A 26,873-nucleotide genomic window follows, 5' to 3' on the forward strand; every position below is an offset into this window, starting at 1 on the left:
GAATGTGCCAATTTGATAATGAAAATTTTATCCAATTGACATCAAACTTAAACAACAAGCAAGAGATTTTTTAATCTAAAATCAACCATCTAAATCTAATATCATCATGATACAAGTAAATCAACTTTCAAAACAATATAACGGAACTACAGTTTTAAACATTCATAATCTTGAGATTCCAAAAGGACAAAGCTTTGGCTTAGTGGGCAATAACGGTGCAGGAAAAACGACTTTCTTTAGTTTGTTATTAGATCTTATTCAGCCTTCGACAGGAAATATCACAAGCAATTCTATTCAGGTAAATACTAGTGAAAACTGGAAATCTTTTACAGGATCTTTTCTTGATGAAAGTTTTTTGATAGGTTATTTAACCCCAGAAGAATATTTTTATTTTATTGGAGATTTACGCCATCAAAATAAAGCCGATATCGATGCTTTATTGAAGCAGCATGAAGAATTTTTTAATGGAGAGATCCTGAATAATAAAAAATATTTAAGAGATTTATCAAAAGGGAATCAGAAAAAAGTGGGGATAATTGCCACACTTATTGGTAATCCTGAAGTGGTAATCTTAGACGAACCTTTTGCGAATTTAGATCCAACAACGGTAAGCCGACTTAAAAAAATAATAAAAGATTTAGCCGATAATCCAAATGTTACCGTATTGGTTTCCAGTCATGATTTGCAGCATACAGTAGAGGTTTGCGATAGAATTGTGGCTCTTAATAAAGGCGAAGTAGTAAAAGATATTCAAACTTCAAAAGAAACCTTACAAGAACTGGAATCGTTTTTTGCGGTTTAAATTTCTATATTTCAAAAAGAAGCGTATTTTTACAAGTCAATATACTAAAAAACCTTTTTAGAAGTTAATTGATTTAAACTCTTTTCTATTGAAAAAGAATACTCTTAAATATAGTTTTTTTCTGGTCTTTTTGTTTCTTTTGATAGCCTGTTCTACCAAGAAAAATACTTTTTTATCCAGAAACTCACATGCCTTAAGTACAAAATACAACATTTTGTATAACGGTGGCATTGGCCTTGACAAGGGGTTAAAGTCCATACAGGCCAATGATCAGGATAATTTCTGGAAGACTTTGCCTATAGAAAAAATGCAAGTCGATGAAAATTTTTCTGAAGAAGAAAAAGCTAAAAATCCAGACTTTGAAAAGGCAGAAACCAAGGCAACAAAAGCTATCCAGAAACACTCCATGAATATTGGAGGAAGAGAACGAAATTCACAAATTGATGAAGCTTATTTGATGCTGGGAAAAGCGCGATATTATGATCAGCGCTTTATTCCGGCTCTTGAAGCATTCAATTATATTTTGTATAAATATCCTAACAGCAGTAATATTTATACGGCAAAAATTTGGCGCGAAAAAACAAATATGCGTTTAGGGAATGAAGCTATTGTTTTAAAGAATATTAAGCTTTTATTAAAAAATATAGATTTAGACAAACAAACTTTTTCGGATGCAAATGCTTTATTAGCAGAAGCTTTTTTAAATTTAGAACAAAAAGACAGTGCAGTTGCCAAACTTAGAATTGCCGAAGAATTTACAAAAGTAAATGAAGACCGTGCGCGTTATCGTTTTATTTTAGGCCAAATGTATCAGGAAGCCGGTAAAAAAGACAGTGCAAATTATTTTTATAACGGCGTAATCGACATGAATAGAAAAGCCGATCGTAAATATATGATGCACGCTTATGCCAAAAAAGCCGAAATGTTTGATTATAAAAATGATAATAAGCAAATGTTTCTTAAGGCTTATAATAATCTAGTTACAGATCGTGAAAACCGACCTTATTATGATATTTTGTTTTATCAAATGGGTGTATTTTATGATAATTATAAAGTACAGGATAGTGCTCTGATATTTTATAATAAATCATTGTTCAGGAAATCTAAAGATCCCTATTTGATTGCTTCGACTTATCGAAATATTGGAAACATGTATTTTAAAAATACTGATTATACAATGGCAGCCAAATACTACGACAGCACATTGGTAAAATTAGACCCTAAAACCAGGGAGTATGCTTTTATTCAAAAAAACAGAAAAAATTTAGATAACGTAATTAAGTACGAAGGAATTGCAAAACGTAATGACAGTATAATTAAGGTATACGGTTTACCTGCACCCGACAGAAAATTATATTTTGAAAATTACATTACCGAGCTTAAAAAGAAAGATGAAGCAAAACGTATTCTCGAAGAAAAAGAGAAGGAGAGATTAGCCAACATAGATCGTAATACAAATTCCGGTAATGAGCCAACGGCTATAAATCCTAATTCTATAGGTAAACCACCTTCAGATCCTGAAGGTATTTTGCCGCCATCAGGAAATAATACTGCAAGTACATTTTATTTTTATAATCCAACAACAGTTGCCTACGGAAAATTACAATTCAAGAAATTGTGGGGTAACAGGACTTTGGGCGGAAATTGGAGATTGGCTGCAGTAAAATCTGCCAATAATGCCGCAATGAATGATTCTATAAATAATGATCTGGATGCGGCGAATAAACTAAAAGATTCTGTTGTTATTGAAAAATATACAACCGAATTTTACGAAGAACAACTTCCAAAAACGCTAGCTGCGATGGATAGTATTGGTATAGAACGTAATTTTGCCTACTACCAATTAGGACTTATTTATAAAGAGAAATTTAAGGAATATAATTTGGCTAGTGCTAAACTAGAACAGTTATTACAAAATAATCCGGAGGAGAAATTGATTTTGCCATCGATGTATAATTTGTATAAAATATACGAGATTACAAATCCGGCAAAAGCCGAAGCTATAAAAATGGATATTAGTTCTAAATATCCAAATTCGAGGTATGCACAACTTTTAAACAATACCAACTCAGAAGATTTGGCATCTGCAGATAAAGAGTATAAAAAATGGTATAAACTATTTCAGGAAGAACAGTTTGATACCGTTTTGGATAATATTGATAATCTGATCAATCAGTATTCTGGTGACGAAATTGTTTCTAAATATGAATTACTAAAAGCAAACACTTTAGGAAAGGTAAATGGTCTTGCAGCATATAAAAATGGTTTAGAGACAGTTGCTGATAATTATCCAAATAGTGATGAAGGTAAAAACGCAAGAGAGATTTTAGAAAAGCAAATTCCTGGTTTAGAAAAACTGGATTTTACTTCAGTTGATAATAAAAACTGGAAAATTTTATATTTAGTTCCTAATAACGATTCTAAAACCCGTAAAAAAATCGAAGAGGCAATTAAAGTATTTTTGTTAGTTGAAAATTATGAGAGATTAACAACTTCTTTTGACAGATACAACAAAACAGAAAGTTTTATAGTGGTTCATGGTTTAAAATCAGAGGCTTATGCCAAAGATGTTTCAGGAGTTTTTAAGGATGATAAAAAGTATCTAATATCAAATCAGCCAATTATCATCTCGAGTGATAATTATAAGCTGATTCAAATTAAAAAGAATCTCGACGCCTACTTAGCCCCCCAAACCCCATAATCCCCATAATCATGTTTGATAAAGTTAAAAAAAACGGAACAGAACTCTTAGGTAAAACAAATAGAATTGTAGAAGGCACCTCTATAATAGGTGATATCGTTTCTAAAGCCGATTTTAGATTAGACGGTGAATTGATAGGAAATTTTACTTCGCAAGGAAAATTAGTTATAGGCGCCTCGGGTGTTGTAAGAGGAGAAATTGTTTGTAATAACGCTGATATCGAAGGAGAATTTCAGGGAAAAATTAAAGTTTTAGAAGTCCTTAATATAAAGGCATCTGCACAAATTCATGGCGAAGTTGCTGTTGGTAAACTTTCTATCGAACCCGGGGCTGATTTTACAGCGACCTGTACCATGTTAACAAATAATCCAAAAGAAGTAACGCTAAAAGATGGAAAAGGAACCGAACAAAAATAGAAGGAATAAATGGATGCCGCTTATTAATATTCCCGTTCAAATGGGAATCATTATTTTCGTGTTCTCATACTTCGGAACATGGTTAGATGAAAAGCATCCTAGTCCAAAAGTATATTACAATACAATTTTTGTAATGCTTGGTGTTGGACTTGCCTTATATAATGTAATTCGTCAGGTTAATGATATAAATAAAACAAAGTGATTTTTGTCATTAAAAACACTTGATAAAAATTGCATCTTTGCGTAAAATTATTTTCTGAATGCTTTTAAAAAATTACAAACCCATTTTATATTTATTCTTTTTTGCTTTAGCAGCTTATGTGTTGCATAAAGCAGCTTTTTTAGTTTTGGATTTAAATACCAAAACCTTTTATTATGGTATTGAATTTTTGTATTTGATTTTTTTCGGATTATCAGCATTATTATACCTTATATTATTAATAGTAAAAAAGAAGAATTTTGAGATTGTAGGGATGGCATTTTTATTCGGAACTTTTACTCAAATGTTAATAGGATACTTAATTTTAAGACCGATTTTGGAAAACCATAGTGCAGAGGTAATGGTTGAAAAAATCAGTTTTTTTATAACATTTATTTTGTTTTTGTTATTTGAGACGCTTTTAACTGCCCGATTATTAAATGAAAAGCGTTAAAATAGCGATTCTGTAAAAGAAGGTTCAAAAATAATTTTTCATATCCTTTTGAATATTAATAAAAAATGTACCTTTGCACCAAATTTTAGAAACGTAAAAAATAAGATTTTTAACAGATATGGTGATTTCAAACAAACCGCTCAAATTTATTCTTGCAGCTTTAGTAGCTTGTTCTCCAGTAATGAGTTTTGCAAATTCAGAGAATGACTCAACGCATGTACAGACTGAAACTGCTCATGAAGAGAAAGTAATTTCACATAACGCTCCTGTAGAAGGTGAGCATGAAGCTCTGGATCCAAAAGCTAAAGTAGACGCTTTTATTGGTCATCACTTACAAGATTCTCATGATTTTGTTTTCTTTTCAGATGAAAAAGAAAATAAACATTATGGTTTCTCATTACCAGTTATTCTTATTGACGGAGGATTGAAAATTTTCTCTTCTTCAAAATTACACCACGGTGAAGAAGTTGCAGAAGTTGATGGAAACTTCTACAAACTAGTTCACGGTAAAATCTACAAAACAGATGCTTCGGGTACCATTACTTTTAATGAGCACGGACATCCTGAAAACGAAAAGCCATTAGATTTTTCTATTACAAAAAATGTAGTGTCAATGCTTTTTGTTGCAATACTATTATTTATAATGTTTACTGGTTTAGCAAAATCATATAAAAAAGGACCAATCCCAACTGGATTTGGAAGAGTGTTAGAACCTCTTATTATTTTCATTAGAGACGAAATTGCTATTCCTAATATCGGAGAGAAAAAATACAGAAAATATATGGGTTACCTGTTAACTGTATTTTTCTTTGTATGGTTGTTGAACTTATTAGGTATGACTCCACTAGGAATTAACGTTACAGGAAATATTGCCATCACAGTTTGTTTGGCTGCATTTACTTTCATCATTACACAATTTAGTGCAAACAAAGATTATTGGGGACACATTTTCTGGATGCCGGGAGTTCCTGTACCAATGAAAATTATTTTAGCTCCAATTGAAATCTTAGGAACATTAACAAAACCATTTGCGTTATTAATTCGTTTGTATGCAAATATTACTGCAGGTCACGTAGTAATTATGAGTTTGATCGCAATGATCTTTGTAGGTAAAAATTTAGCTGCAGATTTGCCAATCTCTTTAGGATTAACATTATTTATTTCGGTTATCGAAGTTTTAGTTGCATTTTTACAGGCATTCATTTTCACAATGTTATCTTCATTGTTTATTGGTATGGCTGTTCAGGATCATGATCACGCACATCATCACGAAGATGAAACTGCAATCATTTAATTAGAAGTTTAATTTTATATATATAAATAGTTATGGGAACAATTCCAACTTTAGTAGGTGCTGGATTAGTAGTAATCGGAGCAGGTTTAGGTTTAGGTAAAATCGGTGGATCTGCTATGGACGCTATTGCTCGTCAGCCAGAAGCTGCTGGTAAAATTCAAACTGCGATGATTATTATCGCGGCTTTATTAGAAGGTTTAGCATTTGCTGCTTTAATCTTAGGAAAATAATAAAGAAAGAACTAACAACATCTTTAACGGTTGGTTAAAGGTGTTGTTACTTTTAAAAAAAGAAATTAAATATTTAATATAGTTATAAAATGGATAAGTTAATTAACGATTTTTCATTCGGTTTATTCTTTTGGCAAGCTTTAATCTTGTTGGTTTTAATTTTACTTTTAGTAAAATTTGCCTGGAAACCAATTATGGAATCTATCACCGCAAGAGAAGAAGGTATTAAAAATGCATTACTTTCTGCTGAAAATGCAAAGAGAGAAATGGAAAATTTGCAAGCTGACAATCAAAGAATTTTGAATGAAGCTCGTGCAGAACGTGACGCGATGCTTAAAGAAGCTCGTGAAATGAAAGAGAAAATGATTGCTGATTCTAAAAACGAAGCACAAGAAGCTGGTCAAAAAATGATCGCTCAGGCGAAAGCGGCTATCGAAAGTGAAAAAAATGCTGCTATGGCTGAATTGAAATTACAAGTTTCGACTTTATCATTAAGCATTGCTGAAAAATTGTTGAAAGAAGAACTATCTAACAAAGAATCTCAAACTAAATTAGTTGAGAAAATGTTAGGTGACGTAAAGTTAAACTAAGATTATGGCAAGTACAAGAGCAGCAATTCGTTATGCAAAAGCAATTCTAGACTTAGCAAACTCTAAAGGTGTTGCCGAAGCTGTCAATAACGATATGAAGTCGATTGCAACAGCAATTGATACAAATCTGGAATTGAGTACATTTATCCAAAACCCAACTACAAAAGTTGAAGTTAAAGAAAGTGCTCTTACAGAAGTTTTTGCAGATGTAAATGGAGTAACTAAAGGTTTGTTTCATTTATTGTTTGAAAACAAAAGATTTGAAATTCTGGAAGCAATTGCTTTAGAATATAAAAAATTATTTGATGAAGGTAATGGAGTTGAAGTAGCAAAAGTTACAACAGCGATTCCTATGGACGAAGCTTTAGAAGCTAAAGTTTTAGCAAAAGTAGCTACACTGTCAGATAAAAAAGTAACAATAGAAAATATCGTAGATCCATCAATTATTGGGGGATTTATTTTAAGAATAGGTGATCAACAATACAATGCTTCTGTTGCAAACAGATTGCAGGTATTAAAAAGAGAGTTAAGTAATTAGTTTTATTACACATAAAAGTGTCTAAATTATAAATTAAGATGGCGGAAATCAAACCTGCTGAAATTTCAGCAATATTAAGAAAGCAAGTAGAAGGTTTTGAATCTGGTGCTACGCTAGAAGAAGTAGGAACAGTACTTCAAGTTGGAGACGGTATTGCTCGTATTTACGGGCTATCGAATGTACAATATGGTGAGTTAGTTGAATTTGACAACGGACTTGAAGCTATTGTATTGAACCTTGAAGAAGACAATGTTGGTGTGGTACTTTTAGGACCATCAACTGGAATCAAAGAAGGATCAACAGCAAAAAGAACACAACGTATCGCTTCTCTTAAAGTAGGTGAGCAAATGGTAGGACGTGTAGTAAACACTCTTGGTTTTCCAATTGATGGAAAAGGACCAATTGGTGGAGACTTATACGAAATGCCTTTAGAGAGAAAAGCTCCTGGAGTTATCTTCCGTCAGCCAGTTACTGAGCCATTACAAACAGGAGTAAAAGCAGTAGATGCTATGATCCCGGTTGGTCGTGGACAACGTGAGCTTGTTATTGGTGACCGTCAAACAGGTAAATCAACTGTTTGTATCGATACGATCTTAAATCAAAAAGAATTTTACGATGCAGGAAAACCTGTATTCTGTATATATGTTGCAATTGGGCAAAAAGCTTCAACTGTAGCAGGAATCGCTAAAATGTTAGAAGAAAAAGGTGCAATGGCTTATACAGTTATTGTTGCAGCTAACGCTTCTGATCCAGCTCCAATGCAAGTTTATGCTCCTTTCGCAGGTGCTGCAATTGGAGAATACTTTAGAGATTCAGGTCGTCCTGCACTTATTGTGTATGATGATTTATCTAAACAAGCTGTTGCTTACCGTGAGGTTTCTCTTTTATTAAGAAGACCACCGGGACGTGAGGCATATCCTGGAGACGTTTTCTACTTACACTCTCGTTTATTAGAGCGTGCTTGTAAAGTAATTGCTGATGACGGAATTGCTAAAAACATGAATGATTTGCCAGATTCTATCAAGTCTATAGTAAAAGGTGGTGGTTCATTAACTGCATTGCCAATTATCGAAACTCAGGCTGGTGACGTTTCTGCATATATCCCAACAAACGTAATTTCGATTACAGATGGTCAGATTTTCCTTGATGGAGATTTGTTCAACTCTGGAGTTCGTCCTGCTATTAACGTAGGTATCTCTGTATCTCGTGTTGGAGGTAATGCTCAGATTAAATCAATGAAAAAAGTTTCAGGAACTTTAAAATTAGACCAGGCTCAATTCCGTGAATTAGAAGCTTTCGCTAAATTTGGTTCTGACTTGGATTCAGTTACTTTAAATGTAATTGAAAAAGGTAAAAGAAACGTTGAAATCTTGAAACAAGGTTTAAATGATCCCTATACTGTAGAAAACCAAGTTGCTATTATTTATGCAGGTTCTAAAAACTTACTAAGAAACGTTCCTGTAAATAAAGTAAAAGAGTTTGAAGCTGATTTCTTAGCTTACTTAAACAGTAAACATAAAGATACGCTTAACGCTTTGAAAGCTGGTAAACTTGATGACAACATTACTGATGTTATCGAAAAAGCAGCAAAAGAAATTTCAGCAAAATATATCTAAATATTAGTTTATAGTTTTTAGTTTATTGTTGGGTGGTTCGCCCAACAATAAACTAAAAGCAACAAACAATAAATATAAAATTAATGGCAAATTTAAAGGAAATCCGTAATAGAATTACTTCCGTTTCATCGACGATGCAAATTACATCGGCAATGAAAATGGTTTCTGCTGCAAAGCTTAAGAAAGCACAAGATGCAATCACTGCAATGCGCCCTTATGCCGAGAAATTAACGGAGTTGTTGCAAAACCTTTCTGCTACACTTGATGGTGAAGTTGGAGGAGATTATACAACACAACGTGAAGTAAAAAAAGTATTGCTTGTAGCTATAACTTCAAACAGAGGTTTATGTGGTGCATTCAATTCAAATATTATTAAAGAGGTTAAAAATCGTTCTGCTTTTTATGCCGGAAAACAAGTTGATGTTTTTCCTATTGGTAAAAAAGGAAATGATGTATTAAGTAAATCTCATAAAGTTCACGGTCACCATAATGCAATTTTCGATCATTTAACTTTTGAAAATGTTGCCGGAATTGCTGATAACTTAACTCAGAAATTTTTATCTGGAGAATACGACAGAATCGAATTGATTTACAATCAGTTTAAAAATGCTGCGACACAAATCGTTCAAACAGAACAATTTTTACCGTTGGCACCAATTAAATCTGATGTACCGGTTTCTACAGGAGATTATATTTTTGAACCTTCAAAAGAAGAAATTGTGTTAACATTGATTCCAAAATCATTAAAAACACAATTGTACAAAGGTATTCGTGATTCATTTGCTTCAGAACACGGAGCGCGTATGACAGCAATGCACAAAGCAACTGACAACGCAACTGAATTAAGAAACCAATTAAAATTGACTTACAATAAAGCACGTCAGGCATCTATTACAAACGAAATCCTTGAGATCGTTGGTGGAGCAGAAGCTTTGAACGGATAATTTATTCAAGACATACAAAAAAGAGCCGACAAGTAATTGTCGGCTCTTTTTGCTTTATATATAGTAGTTTAGTTTTTCGTTATGAAGAACTTATAAAATGGTGATTCTCAATTCATTCAAAACCGAGAATCAGTTACCATTTTATAAAATTATCGGCAGATTTATCACTCTGCGGTGCTTTGTCTTTCGTGGGAACAAACTAGCTTTATCGGTCCCAATGCTCTGTTTTTTTTAAGGGTTACATATCAGCAGAATCAATCCCTTTTGCTTTGTCTTTTATGGGAACAAACTAGCTTTATTAGTCCCAATACTCTGTTTTTTTGAGGGTTACATTTCAGCAGAATCAATCCCTTTGCTTTGTCTTTTATGGGAACAAACTAGCTTTATTAGTCCCAATGCTCTGTTTTTTTAAGGGTTACATTTCAGCAGAATCAATCCCTTTTGCTTTGTCTTTTATGGGAACAAACTAGCTTTATTAGTCCCAATGCTTTGCTTTTTTTGAAAGGTTGTATTTTAGCTTTGCTCATTCCTTTGATACAAAGTTAATATAGAAGTACTTGTAGAAATTTATATAATTTTTAATCTTTATTATAGATTTCACATACGGAGTTAAGAAACACTTAAAAACGGGGCAATTAAAAAAAATAAAGTATTTTTGATCTCTATTTTTTATTACAATGAAACTACAAATAAAAGAGCTTACCACGATAGATGAAATGTTGGATCAGATAGCAACGATGCGATTTCTTTATCCTAATTTATCGATTGAAAAATATGAAGCTTACCTTTCTGAAATGGTACCTCACAATTATATTCAGATTGCAGTTTTTGATAAAGATATTTGTGTTGGAATTACCGGTTGTTGGTCAGCAACTAAATTGTGGACTGGCAAATATCTCGAAATAGATAATTTTGTTGTAAATCCGGAGCATCGGTCTAAAGGAATTGGAAAATTACTGACAGACTATGTAGAACAGAAGGCTATAGATTTAGAATGCAGCAGTATCGTGTTAGATGCTTTTACGGGAAATTTTGCTGCTCATCGCTTTTATTACAATCAGGGTTACGGACCAAAAGGTTTTCATTTTGTTAAAATTTTAGACGAAAAAAAATTAACACAATAAAATAATAGGTCAATTTTTTTATTGAACCTGCAAAAGCAATAATAAACCAAAGAATTGGTTATTTTTGTTACAAACTTTATTATAAAATTATTTTGGGATTATATAAAAATCTGTTCAAACAAACTGCTATTTACGGACTAGCAACGGTATTGCCGAGAATGCTGAGTTTTTTATTAGTAAGATTGTATACTGGTATTTTACCAACTGCAGAATATGGGGAGGTTTCGATCGTTTTGTCATGGATGGTTTTCTTTAATGTCGTTCTTTCTTACGGAATGGAAACAGCATTTTTTAGATTCTATAGTGCAGAGGATGATAAGAAAAATGTAATAGCAACTTCTACAATATCAATATTTTGGTCCTCGATTATTTTCCTATTTGCGGCTTTAATTTTTAGGAATACATTAGCGAGTCTTGCCGAAGTCGATGTACAATATATTACGTATACCGTTTGGATTTTAGTTCTCGATGCTTTGGTTTTAATACCATTTTCTAAACTAAGAGCCAATCAAAGACCAATGGTTTATGCAGCAATTAAAATAGGAAATGTAATCATCAATTTATTGCTGAATATATTCTTTTTAATGTACTTACCTAAGCTTGCGGCTTCAAATCCTAACTCTGTTTGGGACAATTTATATGTAGAGAATTTCCAGATTGCATATATTTTTATCGCAAATCTATTAGCAAGTTTAGCCACTTTTATAGTGCTTTCACCAAATTATCTTTCTTTAGGCAGAAAATTCGATCCTGTACTTTGGAAAAAAATGATGAAATACGGTTTACCAATTTTGGTTGCCGGATTGGCGTTTGCGGTTAACGAACATTTCGATAAAATTCTTTTAGGATATTTATTACCTGAAAATTTAGCAAAATCTGAAGTTGGAGCCTATTCTGCCTGTTATAAATTAGGTTTGTTTATGGTTTTGTTTGCAACCGCTTTTAGATTAGGTATTGAACCTTTCTTTTTTAGTCATGCTAAAAATGCTAATGCACCTCAAACCTACGCCGTAATCACAAAATATTTTGTTATTCTGGGTTCTTTAATATTATTAGGAGTGATTGTTTTTGCCGATGTTTTAAAATATCTTTTATTAGATAATAAATCCTATTGGGAAGCAATGAAAGTCGTGCCTTTAATTATTTTGGCAAACTTCTTTTTAGGAATTTACAACAACTTATCGGTTTGGTACAAACTAACCGATAAAACAAAAATTGGAGCTTATATCTCGATTGTTGGAGCAATTGTAACATTGGTTTTAAATTATTTTTTAATTCCAAAATACAGCTACTACGGTTCAGCAATTGCTACGATTTCAGCTTACGGAAGCATGATGTTGATTTCCTACGTATTAGGAAACAAATATTATCCAATACCATATGATATGAACAAAATTGGAGCTTACTTAGGAATTTCAATTGTATTTTCGGCTATTTCTTTTTATGGATTTAGAGAAAATTATTTTATTGGAGTTCCGTTATTATTAGCGTTCATGTATTTTGTTTATCATAACGAAAAAGACACGATCAAAGGAATTATGAATAGAAAGTAGAATTGAGCTTTAATACATTCGATTCGATTTTTAATCTTTAAAATAAAAAATGAAAATACAAATTATCAATAAATCACAGCACGCTTTACCAAACTACGAAACAATTGCTTCGGCAGGAATGGATTTACGTGCCAATTTAACAGAGTCAATCACACTAAAACCGTTAGAAAGAACCATTGTAAAAACAGGTCTTTTTATCGAATTACCAATTGGTTACGAAGCACAAGTTCGACCAAGAAGCGGATTAGCAGCAAAAAGAGGAGTTACAGTTTTAAATTCTCCAGGAACTGTTGATGCCGATTATAGAGGTGAAATAGGTGTAATTTTAGTAAATTTATCTAATGAAGAATTCGTAATCGAAAATGGAGAACGAATCGCACAATTAATTATTGCCAAACACGAAAGAGCAGAATGGATAGAAGTTGCAGAACTTTCTGAAACATCAAGAGGCGAAGGCGGTTTTGGAAGCACTGGAGTGAAGTAGTTTTAGTCGCAGTTTTCAGTCACAGTAATCAGTTTCTGTACTTTGCGATCTTAAAAAATGAAATGAATAAACCTGGCGATCTTCGCGAATAACCTTTTGCGAACTTTGTGGTTAAATAGTTTTCAGTTTCAGTTTTCAGTCACAGTAATCAGTTTCTGTACTTTGCGACCTTAAAAATGAAATGAATAAACCTGGCGAACTTTGCGGTTAAATAGTTTTCAGTTGCAGTCACAGTAATCAGTTTCTGTACTTTAAAACAAAACAAATAACCTTTGCGGTTAAAATTAAGAACCAAACTAAGAGGATTTTTATAAATCTTCCCATTAAAAATAAAGATATAATGAAAATAATCGTTCCAATGGCAGGTCGAGGATCAAGACTTAGGCCACATACTTTAACTGTTCCAAAACCATTAATTCCTGTTGCGGGTAAATCTATTGTGCATCGTTTAGTCGAAGACATTGCTAAAATATTAAAAGAACCTATAGAAGAAGTGGCTTTTATTTTAGGAGATCCAGCTTTTTTTGGAGATGATCTTGTGACAAGTTTAGAAGAATTGGCTGGAAGTTTAGGAGCTAAAGCTTCTATCTATCGTCAGGATTTACCATTAGGAACCGGCCATGCTATTATGTGTGCAAAAGAATCCTTATCGGGACCTGCAGTTATCGCTTACGCGGATACTTTAATCAGAGCAGATTTCGAACTAGATCCTGCTGCAGATGCTGTAATTTGGGTAAAACAAGTAGAACAGCCAGAAGCTTTTGGTGTTGTAAAACTGAATCAGAATAACGAAATTATAGAATTGGTCGAAAAACCAAAAGAGTTTGTAAGCGATTTAGCCGTTATCGGAATTTATTATTTTAAAGAAGTTGGAGATCTAAAAAAAGAACTTCAGGGCGTTTTGGATAATAATATCCAGAATGGTGGAGAATATCAAATCAACGACGGGATTAAAGCGATGATGGCCAACGGAAAAGTTTTTAAAACCGGAAGCGTTGACGAATGGATGGATTGCGGAAACAAAGATGTTACTGTTGAAACAAATTCAAGAATGTTAGGTTTTTTACATAACGATGGTGAACATCTGGTAGATTATGATGTAACATTAGAAAATTCAACCATTATTCCTCCTTGTTATATTGGCGAAAATGTAGTGCTAAAAAATGCAACAGTAGGACCAAATGTTTCTTTAGGAAAAGGATGTCATGTTACTGATAGTTCTATTAAAAATAGTTTAGTGCAAACCTATTCTCAAATAAAAAATGCTAACTTAGACAATGCTATGATAGGAAATCATGTTGTTTATGATGGTAAGTTTACCAGCATTAGCATTGGCGATTATTCTGTTTTAGAATAAATTTTAACCTTAATAGATTCGTTTTTGTTTAAAGATTAAATTTTAGAGATGATACAAAAAGGAGTTATAGTCATTTTATTTTTCGTTTTGTTTGGCAATCCAATTTCGGTTATGGCACAAACGGAACCGGAAGATATTGCTATGGCAACCGATGAATATCAGGATGCTTTTTATGAATCATTAAAACAAAAAGGAATTGAAAATTACGATAAAGCAATAGCATCGCTGGATAAATGTGTAAAGCTAAAACCCAATGATGCTGTAGCTTATTTTGAGTTAGGCAAAAATTATTTATCTCTTAAAGATTATAGAAACGCGCAGGATTCGTTTGAGAAAGCAACACAGTTAGATCCCAAAAATAAATGGTATTGGTTAGGAATTTACGATGTAAGTTACGAAACCAAAAATTATCCTTTGGCTATTGAAACCATTCAGAAAATTGCTGTTTTTGATGAAGAGTATAAAGATGATTTGATTTCGTTGTATATGATTACCAGTCAGTTTGATAAGGCGCTTGTAACTATCAATGAAATGAATGACAAATTCGGAAAATCAGAAGATCGCGATCGATACAAAATGCAGATTTTGTCTCAGGGAAAATATCCAAATGCTGAAATTTCAAACCTGATTGATCAGATAAAAAAGAATCCGAAAGAAGAATCGAATTACATCAACCTGATTTTTTTATATTCGAAAGCTGAAGAAACAGACAAAGCATTAGAAGTTGCGAAACAATTAGCAAAAGAAGTGCCAACATCAGAGTGGGCGCAAGTGAGTTTGTTTAAAGTATATATAGATGCAAACCAGTCAGATAAAGCCATTAAGGCGATGAATGTAATTTTATCAAGTTCAAAAATTGATTCAAAAATTAAGCATCGTACCTTAAATGAGTTTTTGATCTATGTCAATAAAAATCCACAATATGCTCCGGAGTTAGAAAAAGCAATTGCTTATTTTGATAATGATAAAGAAATTGATGTTGCAAAAGAAATAGGAAAATTTTACCACAGTAAAGGTCAGTTTGAGAATGCAATTAAGTATTATGAAAAAGATTTAAAATCAAATTCAGATACAGATCGTGAAACCAATTTGTTGCTGCTTGAGGCTTACACACAAGCGAAACAATTTGAACCAATGACAAAAAGAGCAATGAATATGATTGAAGTGTATCCTAGTCAGCCGCAATTTTATTATTATGCCGGCTTAGGAAACAATCAGTTACAACAATTTAAAAACGCAAAAACCGTTTTAGAAATGGGACTCGATTATGTGGTTGATGATAAAACGCTCGAAGCAAATTTTAATATTCAATTAGGAGAAGCATATAATGGTTTGGGAGATGCTAAGAAAAAAGAGGAATACTTTTTGAAGGCAAATGAATTATTAAAGAAAAAAAAGTAAAAGACTAAATTCAGATGAAAAAATATATAGCACTAATATTAATGACCGCTTTTATGGTTTCTTGTAAATCAAAGGCAGTCGCGGTACAAAATAATAACGGCAGCACAGAAGTTGTTGCAAAAGAAGATAAGAAAGCAATCGAGAAACATTACGATAATAAGTTAGATTTCTCTACTTTATACATAAAAGCCAGCGCTAGATATGTTGACGAAAAACAAAGTCAAAATGTTACAGCCGACATTAGAATCGAAAAAGACAAACAGATCTTAGTAAGTGTTCGTTTTTTAGGAATTACAATGGCAAAAGCTCTGATAACGCCAACAACGGTAAGTTATTATGAGAAAATAAACAGTACCTATTACGAAGGCGATTTTACCAGATTAAGCAAATGGTTGGGAACTGAATTGGATTACAGCAAAGTTCAGAATTTATTAGTTGGAGAAGCACTTGACGATTTAAGGAAAGGAAAATATACCCAGACAATTGTAGAAAATCTTTTTAAGTTAGAAGATCTAAAGGAAACTAACATAAAGAAAGCTTTCTATCTGGATGCAGAGAAATATTTATTGCAAAAAGAAGAGATTTCGCAGCCTGCAGAAAACAGAATGTTGCAAATTTCGTATGGTGACAGTAAAGTTTTTAATCAGGGAACGGTTCCTACTAGTATCGAAATCAATGCAATGCAGCCCAAAGGCAAAACCAATATTAATTTGAATTACAATAATATTTCATTTAATGAAGAACTTTCTTTTCCATATAGCGTACCAAGTGGTTATAAAAAAGTTATAATTAAGTAAATTTGCAAAAAGAAAACATAAACATGCCAAAATTTCTCCTAAGCCTAATTTTTATATGTGCCACGACATTTATGTGGGCGCAAGATGATTCGCAACAAGAAAAACTTGAACAGCGTAAAGCGCAGATTCAACAGGAAATTAGAGACAACGAAAAAATGTTGCAGTCTGTAAAGAAAAAAGAAAAATCAGCAGTAAATGTTTTTTTGATTCAGGCGAATAAAATTAAACTGAAAGAGAAACTGATTAATACTACAGCAAAACAGGAAAAACTTTTAAGTAATGATATGTATATTAATCAGGTTAAGGTTAATAAATTAAAAAAAGAACTTGAAGTTTTAAAAGCAGATTATGCAAAAATGATCTTAAAATCATATAAAAGCCGATCTGAGCAAAGTAGAGCCATGTTTATTTTATCATCAGAAAGCTTTTTGCAAGCGTATAAAAGAGCACAATATTTAAAACAATATACAAATTTCAGAAAGAATCAAGGTTTAGAAATTCAATCAAAAACTGCTCAATTAGTTGATTACAATGCTAAATTGGACGGGCAGAGGCAGGTTAAGAAAAAAATTATTGCCGAAAATCAGAAAGAAAAGCAAAGCTTAGAAGTTGAAAAGCAAGAACAGCAAAAATTAGTTAACTCAATTAAAAAAGATAAAAGTAAAATTATTGCCGATACAAAGGCAAAACAACAGGAATCGAGAAAAATCGATGCTAAAATTAAGGAGCTTATCCGTGAACAAATTAGATTAGCGAATAAAAGAGCCGAAGAAGAAAGACGTAAAAGAATCGCAGAAGGTAAAGCCAGCGAAGCAGAGAAAGCAGAAGCGTCATCACCTAAAACTTATTCATCAGATAGAATTACATTAACACCGGAAGGTAAAATTCTGGCTGCCGATTTTAAAGCCAACAGAGGAAAACTGCCTTGGCCGGTAGAAAAAGGATTTATATCTCTTGGTTACGGAGATCAGCCGCATCCGTTATATCCAACGCTTACGGTTCATAATTCCGGAGTAGAGATTACTACAGAACAAGGAGCAAGTGCACGTGCCGTATTTGAGGGAGTAGTATCAAAAGTGATAGCCTTGTCGCCTGTAAACAGAGCTGTTTTTATTCAGCATGGAGATTACTTTACAGTATATCAAAACCTAAGTTCGGTATCTGTTGAACAAGGTGATAAAGTAAAAGTGAAACAAGTTCTTGGAAAAGTAAGAACAAGTGGAGACACCGGAAAAACAATTATTAAGTTTTTGATTATTCAAAATACATCAAACAACAATCCTGAGGGATGGTTGCAAAACAGATAATAAAAAAGGGAGCTCAATTAGCTCCCTTTTTCGTGGGTTGGTTTATTGGTTAATCATATTGTTCTAAAAAATACCTTAAAATATCAGTTGTAGTAACGATACCTTTAAGCTCGCCATTATCAACTACCGGAAGAGCGTGAAATTCTTCTTTCACAAAAATTTCTGCTGAATCTCTAATGATCGTATCAGATGATATTGTTTTTGGTTTCGATGTCATTACCTGAGCAATGGTCAGCATATCCAGGATTGCTTCATCGGCACCTTCTTGTCCTTCAAACAAAGCTCCAAAAGTCAATCGGTTAATATCTGTTCTGCTAATAATGCCAACTACATCTTTACCACGAACAATTGGAATATGACGAATGGCGTGTTTTTTTAACTTTTCAACTACTTTTTTAAGGTCGTCCTTTTCATTTACGGTTACGACACTCTTAGTCATTATATGACTTATAGGTTCTCTTTTTTTCATAATTGATATGTTTTAAGGTTACATCAAATATGTCTCAATTTTCTCATAAATAATATGATTTTTGTCAGCTATGAAATATCGTTTCATTTAATTTTAAACACCTCATTTTTTATATTTTTATAGAAAATGACATTCGAAATTGTAACTTTATAAAGGATTAAATAAATTAGAAGATAAAAATCATTCTATTGTTCATTTGAAATTGTATCGATTGAAATTTAAAATAGTATTTTTGCACTATGGAAACAAATAGACAGAAAAAAATAGGCGGTGTCATCCAGAAAGATTTGGTTGATATTTTGCAAGGTGAAGTGAGAAAAAACGGAATTAGTAATTTGGTAATTTCGGTATCCAAAGTTAGTGTTACCTCAGATTTATCTGTAGCAACAGTGTATTTAAGCATTTTTCCTCAGGATAAAGCCAAAGAAACTTTAGAAGGTATAAAATCAAATTCAACTCTAATTAAGCACGATTTGTCACAACGTGTTCGTTTGCAATTGCGTCGTGTACCAAACTTGGTATTCTTTATTGATGACTCTCTTGATTATATCGAAAAAATCGATAATGCTTTATCAAACAGAGAAAATCCAATTGAAAATCGTGATCTTTTAGAAAAAAGAAGAAAATCATAAATTGAATTTCCCCCTTTACATAGCCAAACGTTATATTTTTAGCAGAAGTAAAAACAATGCTATCAATATTATTAATCGCATTGCCAGCATGGGAATTATTGTTGGCACAATGGCTTTGTTTGTGGTTTTATCTGTTTTTAGCGGATTAAAGGTTTTTAGCCTTTCGTTTACAAACGAAATAGATCCCGATCTAAAAATTACCAGTACTTACGGAAAATCATTTTTGATTACGCCGGATCAGGAAAGTCAAATTAAAAAAATTGACGGTGTTGTTTTGTATACCAAAATTATCGAAGAACGCGTTTTATTTTTATTTAAAGACAAACAGCAGGTTACCTACTTAAAAGGTGTCGATCGAAATTATCCTGTTGTTAATGACATTAAGAAAAAACTCTTTAACGGAGATTGGCTAAAACCGGATACCTATCAGGTTGTTATTGGTTATGGAATTGCTCAGGATTTTTCGTTGGGAATTCTTGATTTCGAAAATCCTCTTCAAATATTTGCACCAAAACCAGGAAAAGGAGCAATCGAAAATCCGGAAGAAGCATTTAATAAAACAGATGTTTTACCAGTTGGAATTTATTCGATCAGTGAAGATTTAGATTCAAAATATGTATTTGCAGATTTAGGTTTAGCGCAGGAATTATTGATGTACAAGCCGAATCAAATTTCTGGAATCGAATTTCATCTGAAAGAAGGTGCTAATGAAAATGCAATAAGTGCCAAACTGAATACCATTTTCAATAATAAAATTACCATAAAAAACAGGGCACAACTTAATGAGTCTTTGTATAAAATGCTGAATACAGAAAACATTGTAGTTTACCTTATTTTTACTTTGGTAATTATTGTAGCACTTTTTAATTTAGTTGGCGCATTGATTATGATGATTTTAGAAAAGAAAGGAAATCTTAAAACCCTTTTTAATCTGGGAACAGAAATCAATAGTCTGCGAAAAATATTTCTGCTTCAGGGAACTTTGTTAAGTGTTTTTGGAGGTGTAATTGGTCTCGTTCTCGGTATCATTTTAGTACTATTGCAACAACAATACGAACTCATTATGATCACGCCAACTCTGGCATATCCCGTAGTTTTCAATCTTGAAAATGTACTTATAGTTATGGGAACTATTGTATCACTTGGTTTTGTGGCTTCTTTAATTGCCAGCAGCCGTGTAAGCAAAAAGTTATTGGATTAGTATTTCGTACTAAAAAATATTACTTATATTTATCCTCTTAAAAAACTACAGTTTATGATTGTTTCTGCCTAATCCTATTTTATTTTCTTGAATAATTAGGATACTTACGTTTATTTTTCTTCAGTTTAGATCATTGCATCTGGACTAATATTATCATTTATCCTAACATATCATGACAGAAACAACAATACAGAAAAGTTTATTTTCTAAAGTTTTCACCACATTAAAACAAGCAATCAAAGGAGACGAATCTTTTGATTATACCGTAGGCAGCATCAAAAAAGCAGTTATTCTATTGGCCATTCCGATGGTTTTAGAAATGATGATGGAGTCTGTTTTTGCCTTGGTCGATCTCTATTTCGTAGGACATTTAGAGCACAGCAGTTTTGCCATTCAAACCGTTGGCTTAACAGAGTCTGTACTTGCTATTATATATTCAGTCGCAATTGGTATGAGTATGGCTGCAACAGCAGTTGTAGCTCGACGTATTGGCGAAAAAGATCCTGTTGCTGCGGCAAAGGCAGGAATGCAGGCGATCATAGTGGCATTTGTAATTAATACCATAATTAGTATTCTGGGCGTTATTTATGCCAAAGAAATTCTGATTTTGATGGGGGCATCAGAAGACGCAGCTGAACATGGTTACATTTTTACACAAATTATGATTGGCGGAAGCTTATGTATTATGCTTTTATTTCTGATTAACGGAATCTTTCGTGGGGCTGGAAATGCTGCAATTGCCATGAAAAGTCTTTGGTTGGCCAATATCTGTAATATCATTTTATGTCCCATATTAATTAACGGTTTTGGTCCGGTTCCGGCTTTCGGATTAACAGGAGCTGCTATCGCTACAACATTAGGAAGAAGCATTGGAGTATTATATCAATTGTATCATTTATTCTTTGGTAACGGAGCGTTAAAAATTAAACTTTCATACTTCATTCCAGATTTTCATCAGATAAAAGCATTGGTAAAAATTGCTGCTCCGGGAGTTTTACAGTTTGTTATTGCGTCGTGCAGCTGGATTTTTCTGGCGCAATTGGTAGCCACAACAGGAGGTGATCACGGATCAGCAGGATATCAGACAGCACTTAGAATTATGATGTTTTTTATTCTGCCGGCTTGGGGATTAAGTAATGCCGCAGCTACTTTGGTTGGACAAAATTTAGGTGCCAAACAAATCGATCGTGCCGAAAAATCAGTTTATACCACAGCAAAATACAATGTCATTTTTATGGCAACAATCATGGTAATTACATTATGTTTCGGAAAGTATATTATTTCATTTTTCACCAATGATGAATTGGTAAAAACAATAGCCGTCGAAGCCTTACAAATTATGAGCATCGGATTTATCTTTTACGGGATCGGAATGGTTTTAATCAACACTTTTAACGGAGCAGGAGATACCTGGACACCAACCGGAATTAATTTCTTTGGATTTTGGTTGTTTCAGATTCCACTTGCTTATGTGTTGGCAAAACATTTTAATATGGGGCCAACAGGTGTTTTCATCGCGATTCCAGTGGCAGAAACTGCTATAACACTCGCAAGTATTTTCTTTTATAAAAGAGGGAAGTGGAAACGTATTCAAGTATAATTTATAAATAAAAAAAACCTTCAAATTTGAAGGTTTTTTTATGTAGGAAATTTACATTAATTTTGTTTTGTAAAATTTAATGCTTTTATGATTAAGATTAATTTAGAAAATACTTTTGAAGCTATATATGTAAGCCCTAATTTCGATCAATACATTTTTGAATCTCAATTAAAGAATAATACACTAATTCAACTTAAAGTTAAGTTCACAAACATTGCCGATTCTTTATTACCTAATGTCTATAATCTGGCTTTTGGTCCATTTGATGATACAGGAAAAATAAATGATTCTATAAATCTTAAACATAAAGACAGCAACAAAGTTTTTTCAACTATTATCTTTTTAAAAGATAATCCTCATGCAGCAATTGGAATAGATGGTTCAGATGATTTACGAGCCAATCTATATCATCGAATGTTTAGATATAATTACAAAGATCTACAAGATTTTATAGTTATCATTGGAGTAGATTGGTATGTGAGATTACTTAGAAACGGATCAATTGAATTAGATGATGACGGTTCTGCTTTTTTTAAGCCAAAACCAGAACCCTTTGATTTTCATAGAAAATCTCATGATCTTTATAGATATTATATGTTTAATTTAAACCAATAATTTTTAAATTTGTGTATGAAAGACTCAATCCAAAATAAGATTAATAGAATTCAAGAAATTGCACTAGCTTCTAGTACAAAGAAAAGTATTGTCGATGGTAATATTATAGAATCAAACAGCGATAATAATTTATCTAAATCTATTAGAAATACTAAAGAAGCTGAATTGTTTTTTTCTGAGTTAAAGTCAGCAATTGATCTTGCTAAAAAGAATTTAACAAAAAATGCTTTAGAATAAATCGATTTATACTGGTACAAAAAAGACCTTCAATTTTGAAGGTCTTTTTTGTACCAGTATTTTTTTAAACAAATTCATATCCCGCATAAACCTGTTCAATTTCTTTCATAATTGCAAAAAGATTTTCAGGTTCATCAGTCGTAACTAATTTTTGTTTGTACTCTTTAAACGAATGTATTCCTTTAAAATAATTGGTATAATGACGTCGCATTTCAACAATTCCTAAACGTTCACCTTTCCATTCCATCGACCACATAAGATGGTTTCTGGCGGCTTCTACACGATCCGCAACAGTTGGAGCAGGCAAGTGCTCCCCCGTTTTAAAGTAATGCTTGATTTCGTTAAAAATCCACGGATAACCAATTGCGGCACGACCAATCATGATTCCGTCAATACCGTATTCATTTTTATATTTTAGTGCTTTTTCAGGACTGTCGATATCGCCATTTCCAAAAATAGGCATTGTAATTCTAGGATTATTTTTTACACGTGCAATGTGTGACCAGTCGGCGTGGCCTTTATACATTTGTGCGCGGGTTCTGGCGTGAATCGTCAAAGCCTGAACACCAATATCCTGAAGTCTTTCAGCAACTTCATCAATGTTGATCGAGTTATCATCCCAGCCCAAACGTGTTTTTACCGTTACAGGCAAATCAGTACTTCTGATAACCGCTTTTGTCAAACGAACCATCAAATCTACATCTTTTAGAACTCCGGCTCCTGCACCTTTGCAAACTACTTTTTTTACCGGACATCCAAAATTAATATCCACTAAATCAGGCTTTACCGTAGAAACAATTTTAGACGAAAGTGCCATTGCTTCTTCGTCACCACCAAAAATCTGAATTCCAACCGGACGTTCGTAATCAAAAATATCCAACTTCATTCTGCTTTTTATAGCATCACGAATCAATCCTTCAGACGAAATAAATTCAGAATACATCATGTCAGCACCGTGCGTTTTGCATAATCTGCGAAACGGCGGATCACTAACATCTTCCATCGGTGCGAGTAATAAAGGAAATTCGGGTAATTCTATGTTGCCAATCTTGACCATCTTCAATATTTTGTGCAAAATTACAACATTTAGTTTAATTCACAGCAAAACATTCATATTGAGGTTCAAAGGGTTGAAATTAAACCATATAAGTTATATAAGTTCATTTAAATAAAATGAGATTAATAAAAACTTTATGATGATGAAAAATAAGTCATATAAGTTTGTTTAATAAAATCATATAATACATAACCACAATATGAACTTATATTTTCCTCTAATAAAAAATGCGATCAACACAAACTTTAATATGTACTTATATGACTTATATGGTGAAAAAAAAATTATATGGTAGTTTTCCTGTAATCAAAAAATCGAATAGGTTTTCGACTCATTGGATTAAAAACCAAAGGATTTAAAGTTTCTTTTGAGGCAAATTCTATTTTTGGAGTTACTCTTAATTTAGCTCTGAAGTGATCTTTTATTTCTTGTAAAAATTCAGCAGATTGATTTTTTGCAGCGATTTTTATCAGGATTTCATCTGTTCCTAAATCGTTGGTAGAGATTTCGATAATATGATTTTCGATATTGTCAAAACCACTCAAAACATCGTTCATTGCTGGCGGATAAAGCGTTGTTCCTTTGTATTTGATCATTTGTTTTTTACGTCCAACCACAGGTCCAACGCGCAACGTATTTCTTCCGCAAGCACAAGGACTGTTGTGTAACTGTACAATATCTCCGGTTTTAAAACGCAATAAAGGCATGGCTTCAATCCCTAACGTGGTAAAAGTCAATTCGCCAATTTCTCCGTCTTTTACAGGAATATTATTTTCGTCGAGAACTTCAATGATAATCAGTTCGGGATGGTGATGACCACCAACTCCATGCTCACATTCTGTAAAAGCAGTGCTCATTTCTGTGGAAGCATAGGTCGAAAACAACTTGATATTCCACTTTTCGGTAATTTTATTGGATAAAATGTTCATCGAAAAATCCTGATTTCTTAGCGATTCTCCAATGCAAATTGCTCCTTTTATACTCGAATTATTATAGTCGATTCCATGTGCTTCGGCGTATTCAATTAATTTTAATAAAAAAGAAGGAACGGTAATTAAATAAGAAGGTTTATATTTTAAAATAGAATCCCATTGCAATTCCGGAATTCCGGCGCCAACGCGAATAACACCAACTTTTAGTTTTCGTAATCCTAGAAAATAAGCCAGACCTGCCATAAATTTTCTGTCTATTGTTGTCATTAATTGTACCACATCACCTTCGGCAATTCCCGCGCAGGCAAACGAAATTGCTTCATTATAGGCCAGTCGATCCAGATCAGAATCGGTTAAACCAAAAGTTACCGGATCACCTAAAGTTCCTGAAGTCGAAGCATAATCAATGATTTTGTTTTGCGGAACGCATAAAAAATCGTCGTTGTATTCTTGTAAATTTTCTTTTGTCGTAACAGGTAAATATTGTAAATCTTCGAGTGTTTTAATTTTCGTAATATCAATATTTTGTCCTGCAAAAAGACGTTTGTAAAAAGGAGAATTTTGACTGATATATTGTAAAAGTTCGGCTAATTTTTGCTCTTGAAAATTTTTAATTTCTTCTAAAGAATCTTTTTCTATTAATGGAATCATTGTAATTTTCTTTTGATTTTTTTTAAATATTTTTCAATTGCTGTTTTATCAGGAACTGTAGTAATTTCTTTGGTTAATGCTTTTTCAAAATGAGCCTGAGAAAGCTTGTATTCTTTTTTTTGATAAAAGTACAACCCTGCTTTGTAATACACAACCCAATAATCAGGGTTTAAGGATTGATATTGTTGAATAAATTCAGGACTAATAACTTGTTTGTTTTTCAGATACAAATCTATTTTATCGTCTTCAATTCTAAATTTTTGATAGTTTTTATATTGTATGGTTTCCAGAAATGGATCTTTAGGAATGTCTAAGTTTTTTTGTTGAAAAGAAGAAACGATCGGATTCATTTTTCTTTCTTTAAAAACAGAATCCAGATTATAACAAACAAATTCTCCCAATTGATACGGATTTGCCGAAACCCAAACCAGTTTTTCTTTGGGTTTAAAAATAACACCATGATGCGCCATCAGTTGATTCAGTGCTTTTTCGTTGCCATAACCCAAAGGAATGTTTTTTAAACCGTCTTTATTTCGTAGAATTTCAGCAGCAATTTTAGGATTGATTTTCGGGTTTTCTGCAAAAAGTTCCTGCATTCTTTCAAAACGATATTCCGAATGGCTGTTGGCAATTTGCAACTCATTTCGCTTTTCATTTTTTAAATTTTCTCCCTGAAAATGATTCGCACAAAATAGCTGATCACTATTTGGCACTTCGTAAACATCCATTTTTTTAGGCGAAACTTCAATCAAAATTGCTTTGTTATCATTTGCACTTCCCACCATAATAGATTCTGAAACAAAAACTTCTCTTTTTTTAGCAATCGCAATGGCTTCCTCAATGTTCTTGGCGTGTTGTAAAATTTCACGTGTCAGGATCGAAATCGGCGTTTTGGCAATCAACGGAATTTTAGATTTCGAAGCATTAATTGTAACCGTCAAGCCTTCGATATTCATTCCGGAAACAGCACCAACCATTCCGGGCCAGGTGACCATCATAAATTGGTGACCCTCTTTCGGATTTATAAACGCGACGATTTTATTTTCCGCGAAAGCGTCATTCACATAAAAATCAAAATTACGCCCAAGGATTAAATTTCCGTCTGCAGATTTTTCTCCCCAGGCAGCAAAAGAGGAGCAGCCCACCAAAGCCAAATCCTGCAAAGCGTGACCTATATCGTGCGCGGCATGCAAATACAAACTGCGCTGATATTGTGGTGCAATGTTGTCAAAGTCATGAGAGGTATATCGCGAAACGCCAAAAATCTCGGTTTGATATTCTTCAGGAACATTCGTATATAATTTCCTGTTGTACCATTTTAGAAAATGTCTAAGAAGTCGCTGCTGAAATTTTGAAGGAACAATATCTTTTATTTTAGAGAAAAAAATATGTTCCTGATTTTTTAAAAGAGAATCAGATAAGGCTCCGGTGTTTAGGCCAATTTCAAGAGGATCGCCTTCTACATACAATTCCCAAAGACCTTGTTTATTTTTTAAAAGTGAATTTTTCCCTGATGCAAAAACACTGTCAGATTGTTTGGTTACAACTGGTTTTGCAGCATTGTATTGAGAAGTTTCAGGAAGATGATGCATAGATTTTGATGTTCCGCAAGACGCCAACATCAACAAAAAAACAACGAAAAAAAATAAATTAATCCGGCTTTTCATATCCC

The 26,873-nt window shown here is 32.9% G+C and carries 27 protein-coding genes; 23 read left to right on the forward strand and 4 right to left on the reverse strand.

The features are described from left to right. The first annotated feature begins 106 nt into the window (after positions 1-106). From B0M43_RS05245 to B0M43_RS05330, 18 genes are all read left to right on the forward strand, one after another. Complete coding sequence (locus tag B0M43_RS05245; RefSeq protein WP_078006594.1) at positions 107-802, forward strand: ABC transporter ATP-binding protein; 696 nt, start codon at positions 107-109, stop codon at positions 800-802. Positions 803-890: 88 nt separating this feature from the next. Further along, positions 891-3,503, forward strand: a complete 2,613-nt coding sequence (locus B0M43_RS05250) for a tetratricopeptide repeat protein (protein WP_078006593.1) — start codon at positions 891-893, stop codon at positions 3,501-3,503. Positions 3,504-3,514: 11 nt separating this feature from the next. Continuing rightward, positions 3,515-3,919 (forward strand): polymer-forming cytoskeletal protein, encoded by a 405-nt coding sequence (locus B0M43_RS05255; RefSeq protein WP_065451764.1) that lies wholly within the window; start codon positions 3,515-3,517, stop codon positions 3,917-3,919. Beyond that, positions 3,894-4,121, forward strand: coding sequence for an AtpZ/AtpI family protein (locus B0M43_RS05260; RefSeq protein WP_065451763.1), 228 nt, complete (start codon positions 3,894-3,896; stop codon positions 4,119-4,121). The genes B0M43_RS05255 and B0M43_RS05260 overlap by 26 nt, the downstream gene beginning before the upstream one ends. A 58-nt stretch (positions 4,122-4,179) precedes the next feature. Further along, positions 4,180-4,572, forward strand: coding sequence for a hypothetical protein (locus B0M43_RS05265; RefSeq protein WP_078006592.1), 393 nt, complete (start codon positions 4,180-4,182; stop codon positions 4,570-4,572). Positions 4,573-4,690: 118 nt separating this feature from the next. Then, complete coding sequence (gene atpB / locus B0M43_RS05270; protein WP_078006591.1) at positions 4,691-5,866, forward strand: F0F1 ATP synthase subunit A; 1,176 nt, start codon at positions 4,691-4,693, stop codon at positions 5,864-5,866. 32 nt (positions 5,867-5,898) lie between these two features. Next, complete coding sequence (gene atpE / locus B0M43_RS05275; protein ID WP_008465835.1) at positions 5,899-6,096, forward strand: ATP synthase F0 subunit C; 198 nt, start codon at positions 5,899-5,901, stop codon at positions 6,094-6,096. An 89-nt stretch (positions 6,097-6,185) separates the two neighbouring features. Continuing rightward, the gene (locus B0M43_RS05280) at positions 6,186-6,686 is read left to right on the forward strand and encodes a F0F1 ATP synthase subunit B (protein WP_078006590.1); all 501 of its coding nucleotides are present in this window, start codon (positions 6,186-6,188) and stop codon (positions 6,684-6,686) included. Positions 6,687-6,690: 4 nt separating this feature from the next. Next, a complete protein-coding gene (atpH, locus tag B0M43_RS05285; protein WP_065451759.1) occupies positions 6,691-7,224 on the forward strand; it encodes an ATP synthase F1 subunit delta in 534 nt (177 codons plus the stop codon). A gap of 38 nt (positions 7,225-7,262) precedes the next feature. Further along, on the forward strand, positions 7,263-8,840 hold the full coding sequence (atpA, locus tag B0M43_RS05290) for a F0F1 ATP synthase subunit alpha (protein ID WP_065451758.1): 1,578 nt from the start codon (positions 7,263-7,265) through the stop codon (positions 8,838-8,840). A gap of 83 nt (positions 8,841-8,923) precedes the next feature. Next, the gene (gene atpG / locus B0M43_RS05295; RefSeq protein ID WP_078006589.1) at positions 8,924-9,784 is read left to right on the forward strand and encodes an ATP synthase F1 subunit gamma; all 861 of its coding nucleotides are present in this window, start codon (positions 8,924-8,926) and stop codon (positions 9,782-9,784) included. A gap of 677 nt (positions 9,785-10,461) precedes the next feature. Next, the gene (locus B0M43_RS05300; protein WP_078006588.1) at positions 10,462-10,908 is read left to right on the forward strand and encodes a GNAT family N-acetyltransferase; all 447 of its coding nucleotides are present in this window, start codon (positions 10,462-10,464) and stop codon (positions 10,906-10,908) included. A 92-nt stretch (positions 10,909-11,000) separates the two neighbouring features. Next, on the forward strand, positions 11,001-12,461 hold the full coding sequence (locus B0M43_RS05305) for a lipopolysaccharide biosynthesis protein (protein ID WP_065451755.1): 1,461 nt from the start codon (positions 11,001-11,003) through the stop codon (positions 12,459-12,461). 49 nt (positions 12,462-12,510) lie between these two features. Beyond that, positions 12,511-12,945: a dUTP diphosphatase gene (gene dut / locus B0M43_RS05310; protein WP_056243741.1), complete on the forward strand. Its 435-nt coding sequence runs from the start codon at positions 12,511-12,513 to the stop codon at positions 12,943-12,945. A 340-nt stretch (positions 12,946-13,285) separates the two neighbouring features. After that, entirely contained in the window at positions 13,286-14,302 is a 1,017-nt protein-coding gene (locus B0M43_RS05315) for a sugar phosphate nucleotidyltransferase (protein WP_078006587.1), read from the forward strand. A 48-nt stretch (positions 14,303-14,350) separates the two neighbouring features. Continuing rightward, a complete protein-coding gene (locus tag B0M43_RS05320) occupies positions 14,351-15,703 on the forward strand; it encodes a lipopolysaccharide assembly protein LapB (protein WP_078006586.1) in 1,353 nt (450 codons plus the stop codon). 14 nt (positions 15,704-15,717) lie between these two features. Next, complete coding sequence (locus B0M43_RS05325) at positions 15,718-16,500, forward strand: DUF4292 domain-containing protein (protein ID WP_078006585.1); 783 nt, start codon at positions 15,718-15,720, stop codon at positions 16,498-16,500. A gap of 23 nt (positions 16,501-16,523) precedes the next feature. Then, positions 16,524-17,807, forward strand: a complete 1,284-nt coding sequence (locus tag B0M43_RS05330) for a murein hydrolase activator EnvC (RefSeq protein WP_065451751.1) — start codon at positions 16,524-16,526, stop codon at positions 17,805-17,807. Between the two features lie 49 nt (positions 17,808-17,856). On the opposite strand, the gene B0M43_RS05335 is transcribed toward B0M43_RS05330, so the two are convergent. Then, complete coding sequence (locus tag B0M43_RS05335; protein ID WP_065451750.1) at positions 17,857-18,276, reverse strand: CBS domain-containing protein; 420 nt, start codon at positions 18,274-18,276, stop codon at positions 17,857-17,859. A gap of 239 nt (positions 18,277-18,515) precedes the next feature. On the opposite strand from B0M43_RS05335, the gene rbfA reads away from it, so the two are divergent. From rbfA to B0M43_RS05360, 5 genes are all read left to right on the forward strand, one after another. Continuing rightward, positions 18,516-18,908 carry a 30S ribosome-binding factor RbfA gene (gene rbfA / locus B0M43_RS05340; RefSeq protein WP_055097718.1) on the forward strand — a complete coding sequence of 131 codons (393 nt, stop codon included), beginning with the start codon at positions 18,516-18,518 and terminating at the stop codon, positions 18,906-18,908. Between the two features lies 1 nt (position 18,909). After that, entirely contained in the window at positions 18,910-20,109 is a 1,200-nt protein-coding gene (locus B0M43_RS05345) for an FtsX-like permease family protein (RefSeq protein WP_078006584.1), read from the forward strand. Positions 20,110-20,281: 172 nt separating this feature from the next. Further along, complete coding sequence (locus B0M43_RS05350) at positions 20,282-21,709, forward strand: MATE family efflux transporter (RefSeq protein WP_078006583.1); 1,428 nt, start codon at positions 20,282-20,284, stop codon at positions 21,707-21,709. Positions 21,710-21,796: 87 nt separating this feature from the next. Next, complete coding sequence (locus B0M43_RS05355; RefSeq protein WP_078006582.1) at positions 21,797-22,324, forward strand: hypothetical protein; 528 nt, start codon at positions 21,797-21,799, stop codon at positions 22,322-22,324. A gap of 15 nt (positions 22,325-22,339) precedes the next feature. Next, positions 22,340-22,561 carry a hypothetical protein gene (locus tag B0M43_RS05360; protein WP_078006581.1) on the forward strand — a complete coding sequence of 74 codons (222 nt, stop codon included), beginning with the start codon at positions 22,340-22,342 and terminating at the stop codon, positions 22,559-22,561. Between the two features lie 64 nt (positions 22,562-22,625). Here B0M43_RS05360 and dusB read toward each other — a convergent pair whose 3' ends face one another. The 3 genes from dusB to B0M43_RS05375 form a co-directional block, all read right to left on the reverse strand. Continuing rightward, entirely contained in the window at positions 22,626-23,618 is a 993-nt protein-coding gene (gene dusB / locus B0M43_RS05365; protein WP_078006580.1) for a tRNA dihydrouridine synthase DusB, read from the reverse strand. Between the two features lie 284 nt (positions 23,619-23,902). After that, positions 23,903-25,201: a phenylacetate--CoA ligase family protein gene (locus B0M43_RS05370; RefSeq protein ID WP_078006579.1), complete on the reverse strand. Its 1,299-nt coding sequence runs from the start codon at positions 25,199-25,201 to the stop codon at positions 23,903-23,905. After that, complete coding sequence (locus tag B0M43_RS05375; protein ID WP_078006578.1) at positions 25,198-26,868, reverse strand: C45 family peptidase; 1,671 nt, start codon at positions 26,866-26,868, stop codon at positions 25,198-25,200. Before B0M43_RS05375 ends, B0M43_RS05370 begins: the two co-directional genes overlap by 4 nt. Positions 26,869-26,873 lie beyond the last annotated feature (5 nt).

Origin of the sequence: Flavobacterium sp. KBS0721 (assembly GCF_002007065.3) — a bacterium.
Lineage (GTDB): Bacteria > Bacteroidota > Bacteroidia > Flavobacteriales > Flavobacteriaceae > Flavobacterium > Flavobacterium piscis.

What these genes read in the sequence shown, in the direction of transcription:
- B0M43_RS05255 (WP_065451764.1), top strand. Translation starts at nt 3,515, where the DNA reads ATGTTTGATAAAGTTAAAAAAAACGGAACAGAACTCTTAGGTAAAACA.
- rbfA (WP_055097718.1), top strand. Translation starts at nt 18,516, where the DNA reads ATGGAAACAAATAGACAGAAAAAAATAGGCGGTGTCATCCAGAAAGAT.
- B0M43_RS05335 (WP_065451750.1), bottom strand. Translation starts at nt 18,276, where the DNA reads ATGAAAAAAAGAGAACCTATAAGTCATATAATGACTAAGAGTGTCGTA.
- dut (WP_056243741.1), top strand. Translation starts at nt 12,511, where the DNA reads ATGAAAATACAAATTATCAATAAATCACAGCACGCTTTACCAAACTAC.
- atpB (WP_078006591.1), top strand. Translation starts at nt 4,691, where the DNA reads ATGGTGATTTCAAACAAACCGCTCAAATTTATTCTTGCAGCTTTAGTA.
- dusB (WP_078006580.1), bottom strand. Translation starts at nt 23,618, where the DNA reads ATGGTCAAGATTGGCAACATAGAATTACCCGAATTTCCTTTATTACTC.
- atpG (WP_078006589.1), top strand. Translation starts at nt 8,924, where the DNA reads ATGGCAAATTTAAAGGAAATCCGTAATAGAATTACTTCCGTTTCATCG.
- B0M43_RS05375 (WP_078006578.1), bottom strand. Translation starts at nt 26,868, where the DNA reads ATGAAAAGCCGGATTAATTTATTTTTTTTCGTTGTTTTTTTGTTGATG.
- atpA (WP_065451758.1), top strand. Translation starts at nt 7,263, where the DNA reads ATGGCGGAAATCAAACCTGCTGAAATTTCAGCAATATTAAGAAAGCAA.
- B0M43_RS05350 (WP_078006583.1), top strand. Translation starts at nt 20,282, where the DNA reads ATGACAGAAACAACAATACAGAAAAGTTTATTTTCTAAAGTTTTCACC.
- B0M43_RS05245 (WP_078006594.1), top strand. Translation starts at nt 107, where the DNA reads ATGATACAAGTAAATCAACTTTCAAAACAATATAACGGAACTACAGTT.
- B0M43_RS05300 (WP_078006588.1), top strand. Translation starts at nt 10,462, where the DNA reads ATGAAACTACAAATAAAAGAGCTTACCACGATAGATGAAATGTTGGAT.
- B0M43_RS05325 (WP_078006585.1), top strand. Translation starts at nt 15,718, where the DNA reads ATGAAAAAATATATAGCACTAATATTAATGACCGCTTTTATGGTTTCT.
- B0M43_RS05320 (WP_078006586.1), top strand. Translation starts at nt 14,351, where the DNA reads ATGATACAAAAAGGAGTTATAGTCATTTTATTTTTCGTTTTGTTTGGC.
- B0M43_RS05355 (WP_078006582.1), top strand. Translation starts at nt 21,797, where the DNA reads ATGATTAAGATTAATTTAGAAAATACTTTTGAAGCTATATATGTAAGC.
- B0M43_RS05370 (WP_078006579.1), bottom strand. Translation starts at nt 25,201, where the DNA reads ATGATTCCATTAATAGAAAAAGATTCTTTAGAAGAAATTAAAAATTTT.
- B0M43_RS05265 (WP_078006592.1), top strand. Translation starts at nt 4,180, where the DNA reads ATGCTTTTAAAAAATTACAAACCCATTTTATATTTATTCTTTTTTGCT.
- B0M43_RS05360 (WP_078006581.1), top strand. Translation starts at nt 22,340, where the DNA reads ATGAAAGACTCAATCCAAAATAAGATTAATAGAATTCAAGAAATTGCA.
- B0M43_RS05260 (WP_065451763.1), top strand. Translation starts at nt 3,894, where the DNA reads ATGGAAAAGGAACCGAACAAAAATAGAAGGAATAAATGGATGCCGCTT.
- atpH (WP_065451759.1), top strand. Translation starts at nt 6,691, where the DNA reads ATGGCAAGTACAAGAGCAGCAATTCGTTATGCAAAAGCAATTCTAGAC.
- B0M43_RS05280 (WP_078006590.1), top strand. Translation starts at nt 6,186, where the DNA reads ATGGATAAGTTAATTAACGATTTTTCATTCGGTTTATTCTTTTGGCAA.
- B0M43_RS05330 (WP_065451751.1), top strand. Translation starts at nt 16,524, where the DNA reads ATGCCAAAATTTCTCCTAAGCCTAATTTTTATATGTGCCACGACATTT.
- B0M43_RS05315 (WP_078006587.1), top strand. Translation starts at nt 13,286, where the DNA reads ATGAAAATAATCGTTCCAATGGCAGGTCGAGGATCAAGACTTAGGCCA.
- atpE (WP_008465835.1), top strand. Translation starts at nt 5,899, where the DNA reads ATGGGAACAATTCCAACTTTAGTAGGTGCTGGATTAGTAGTAATCGGA.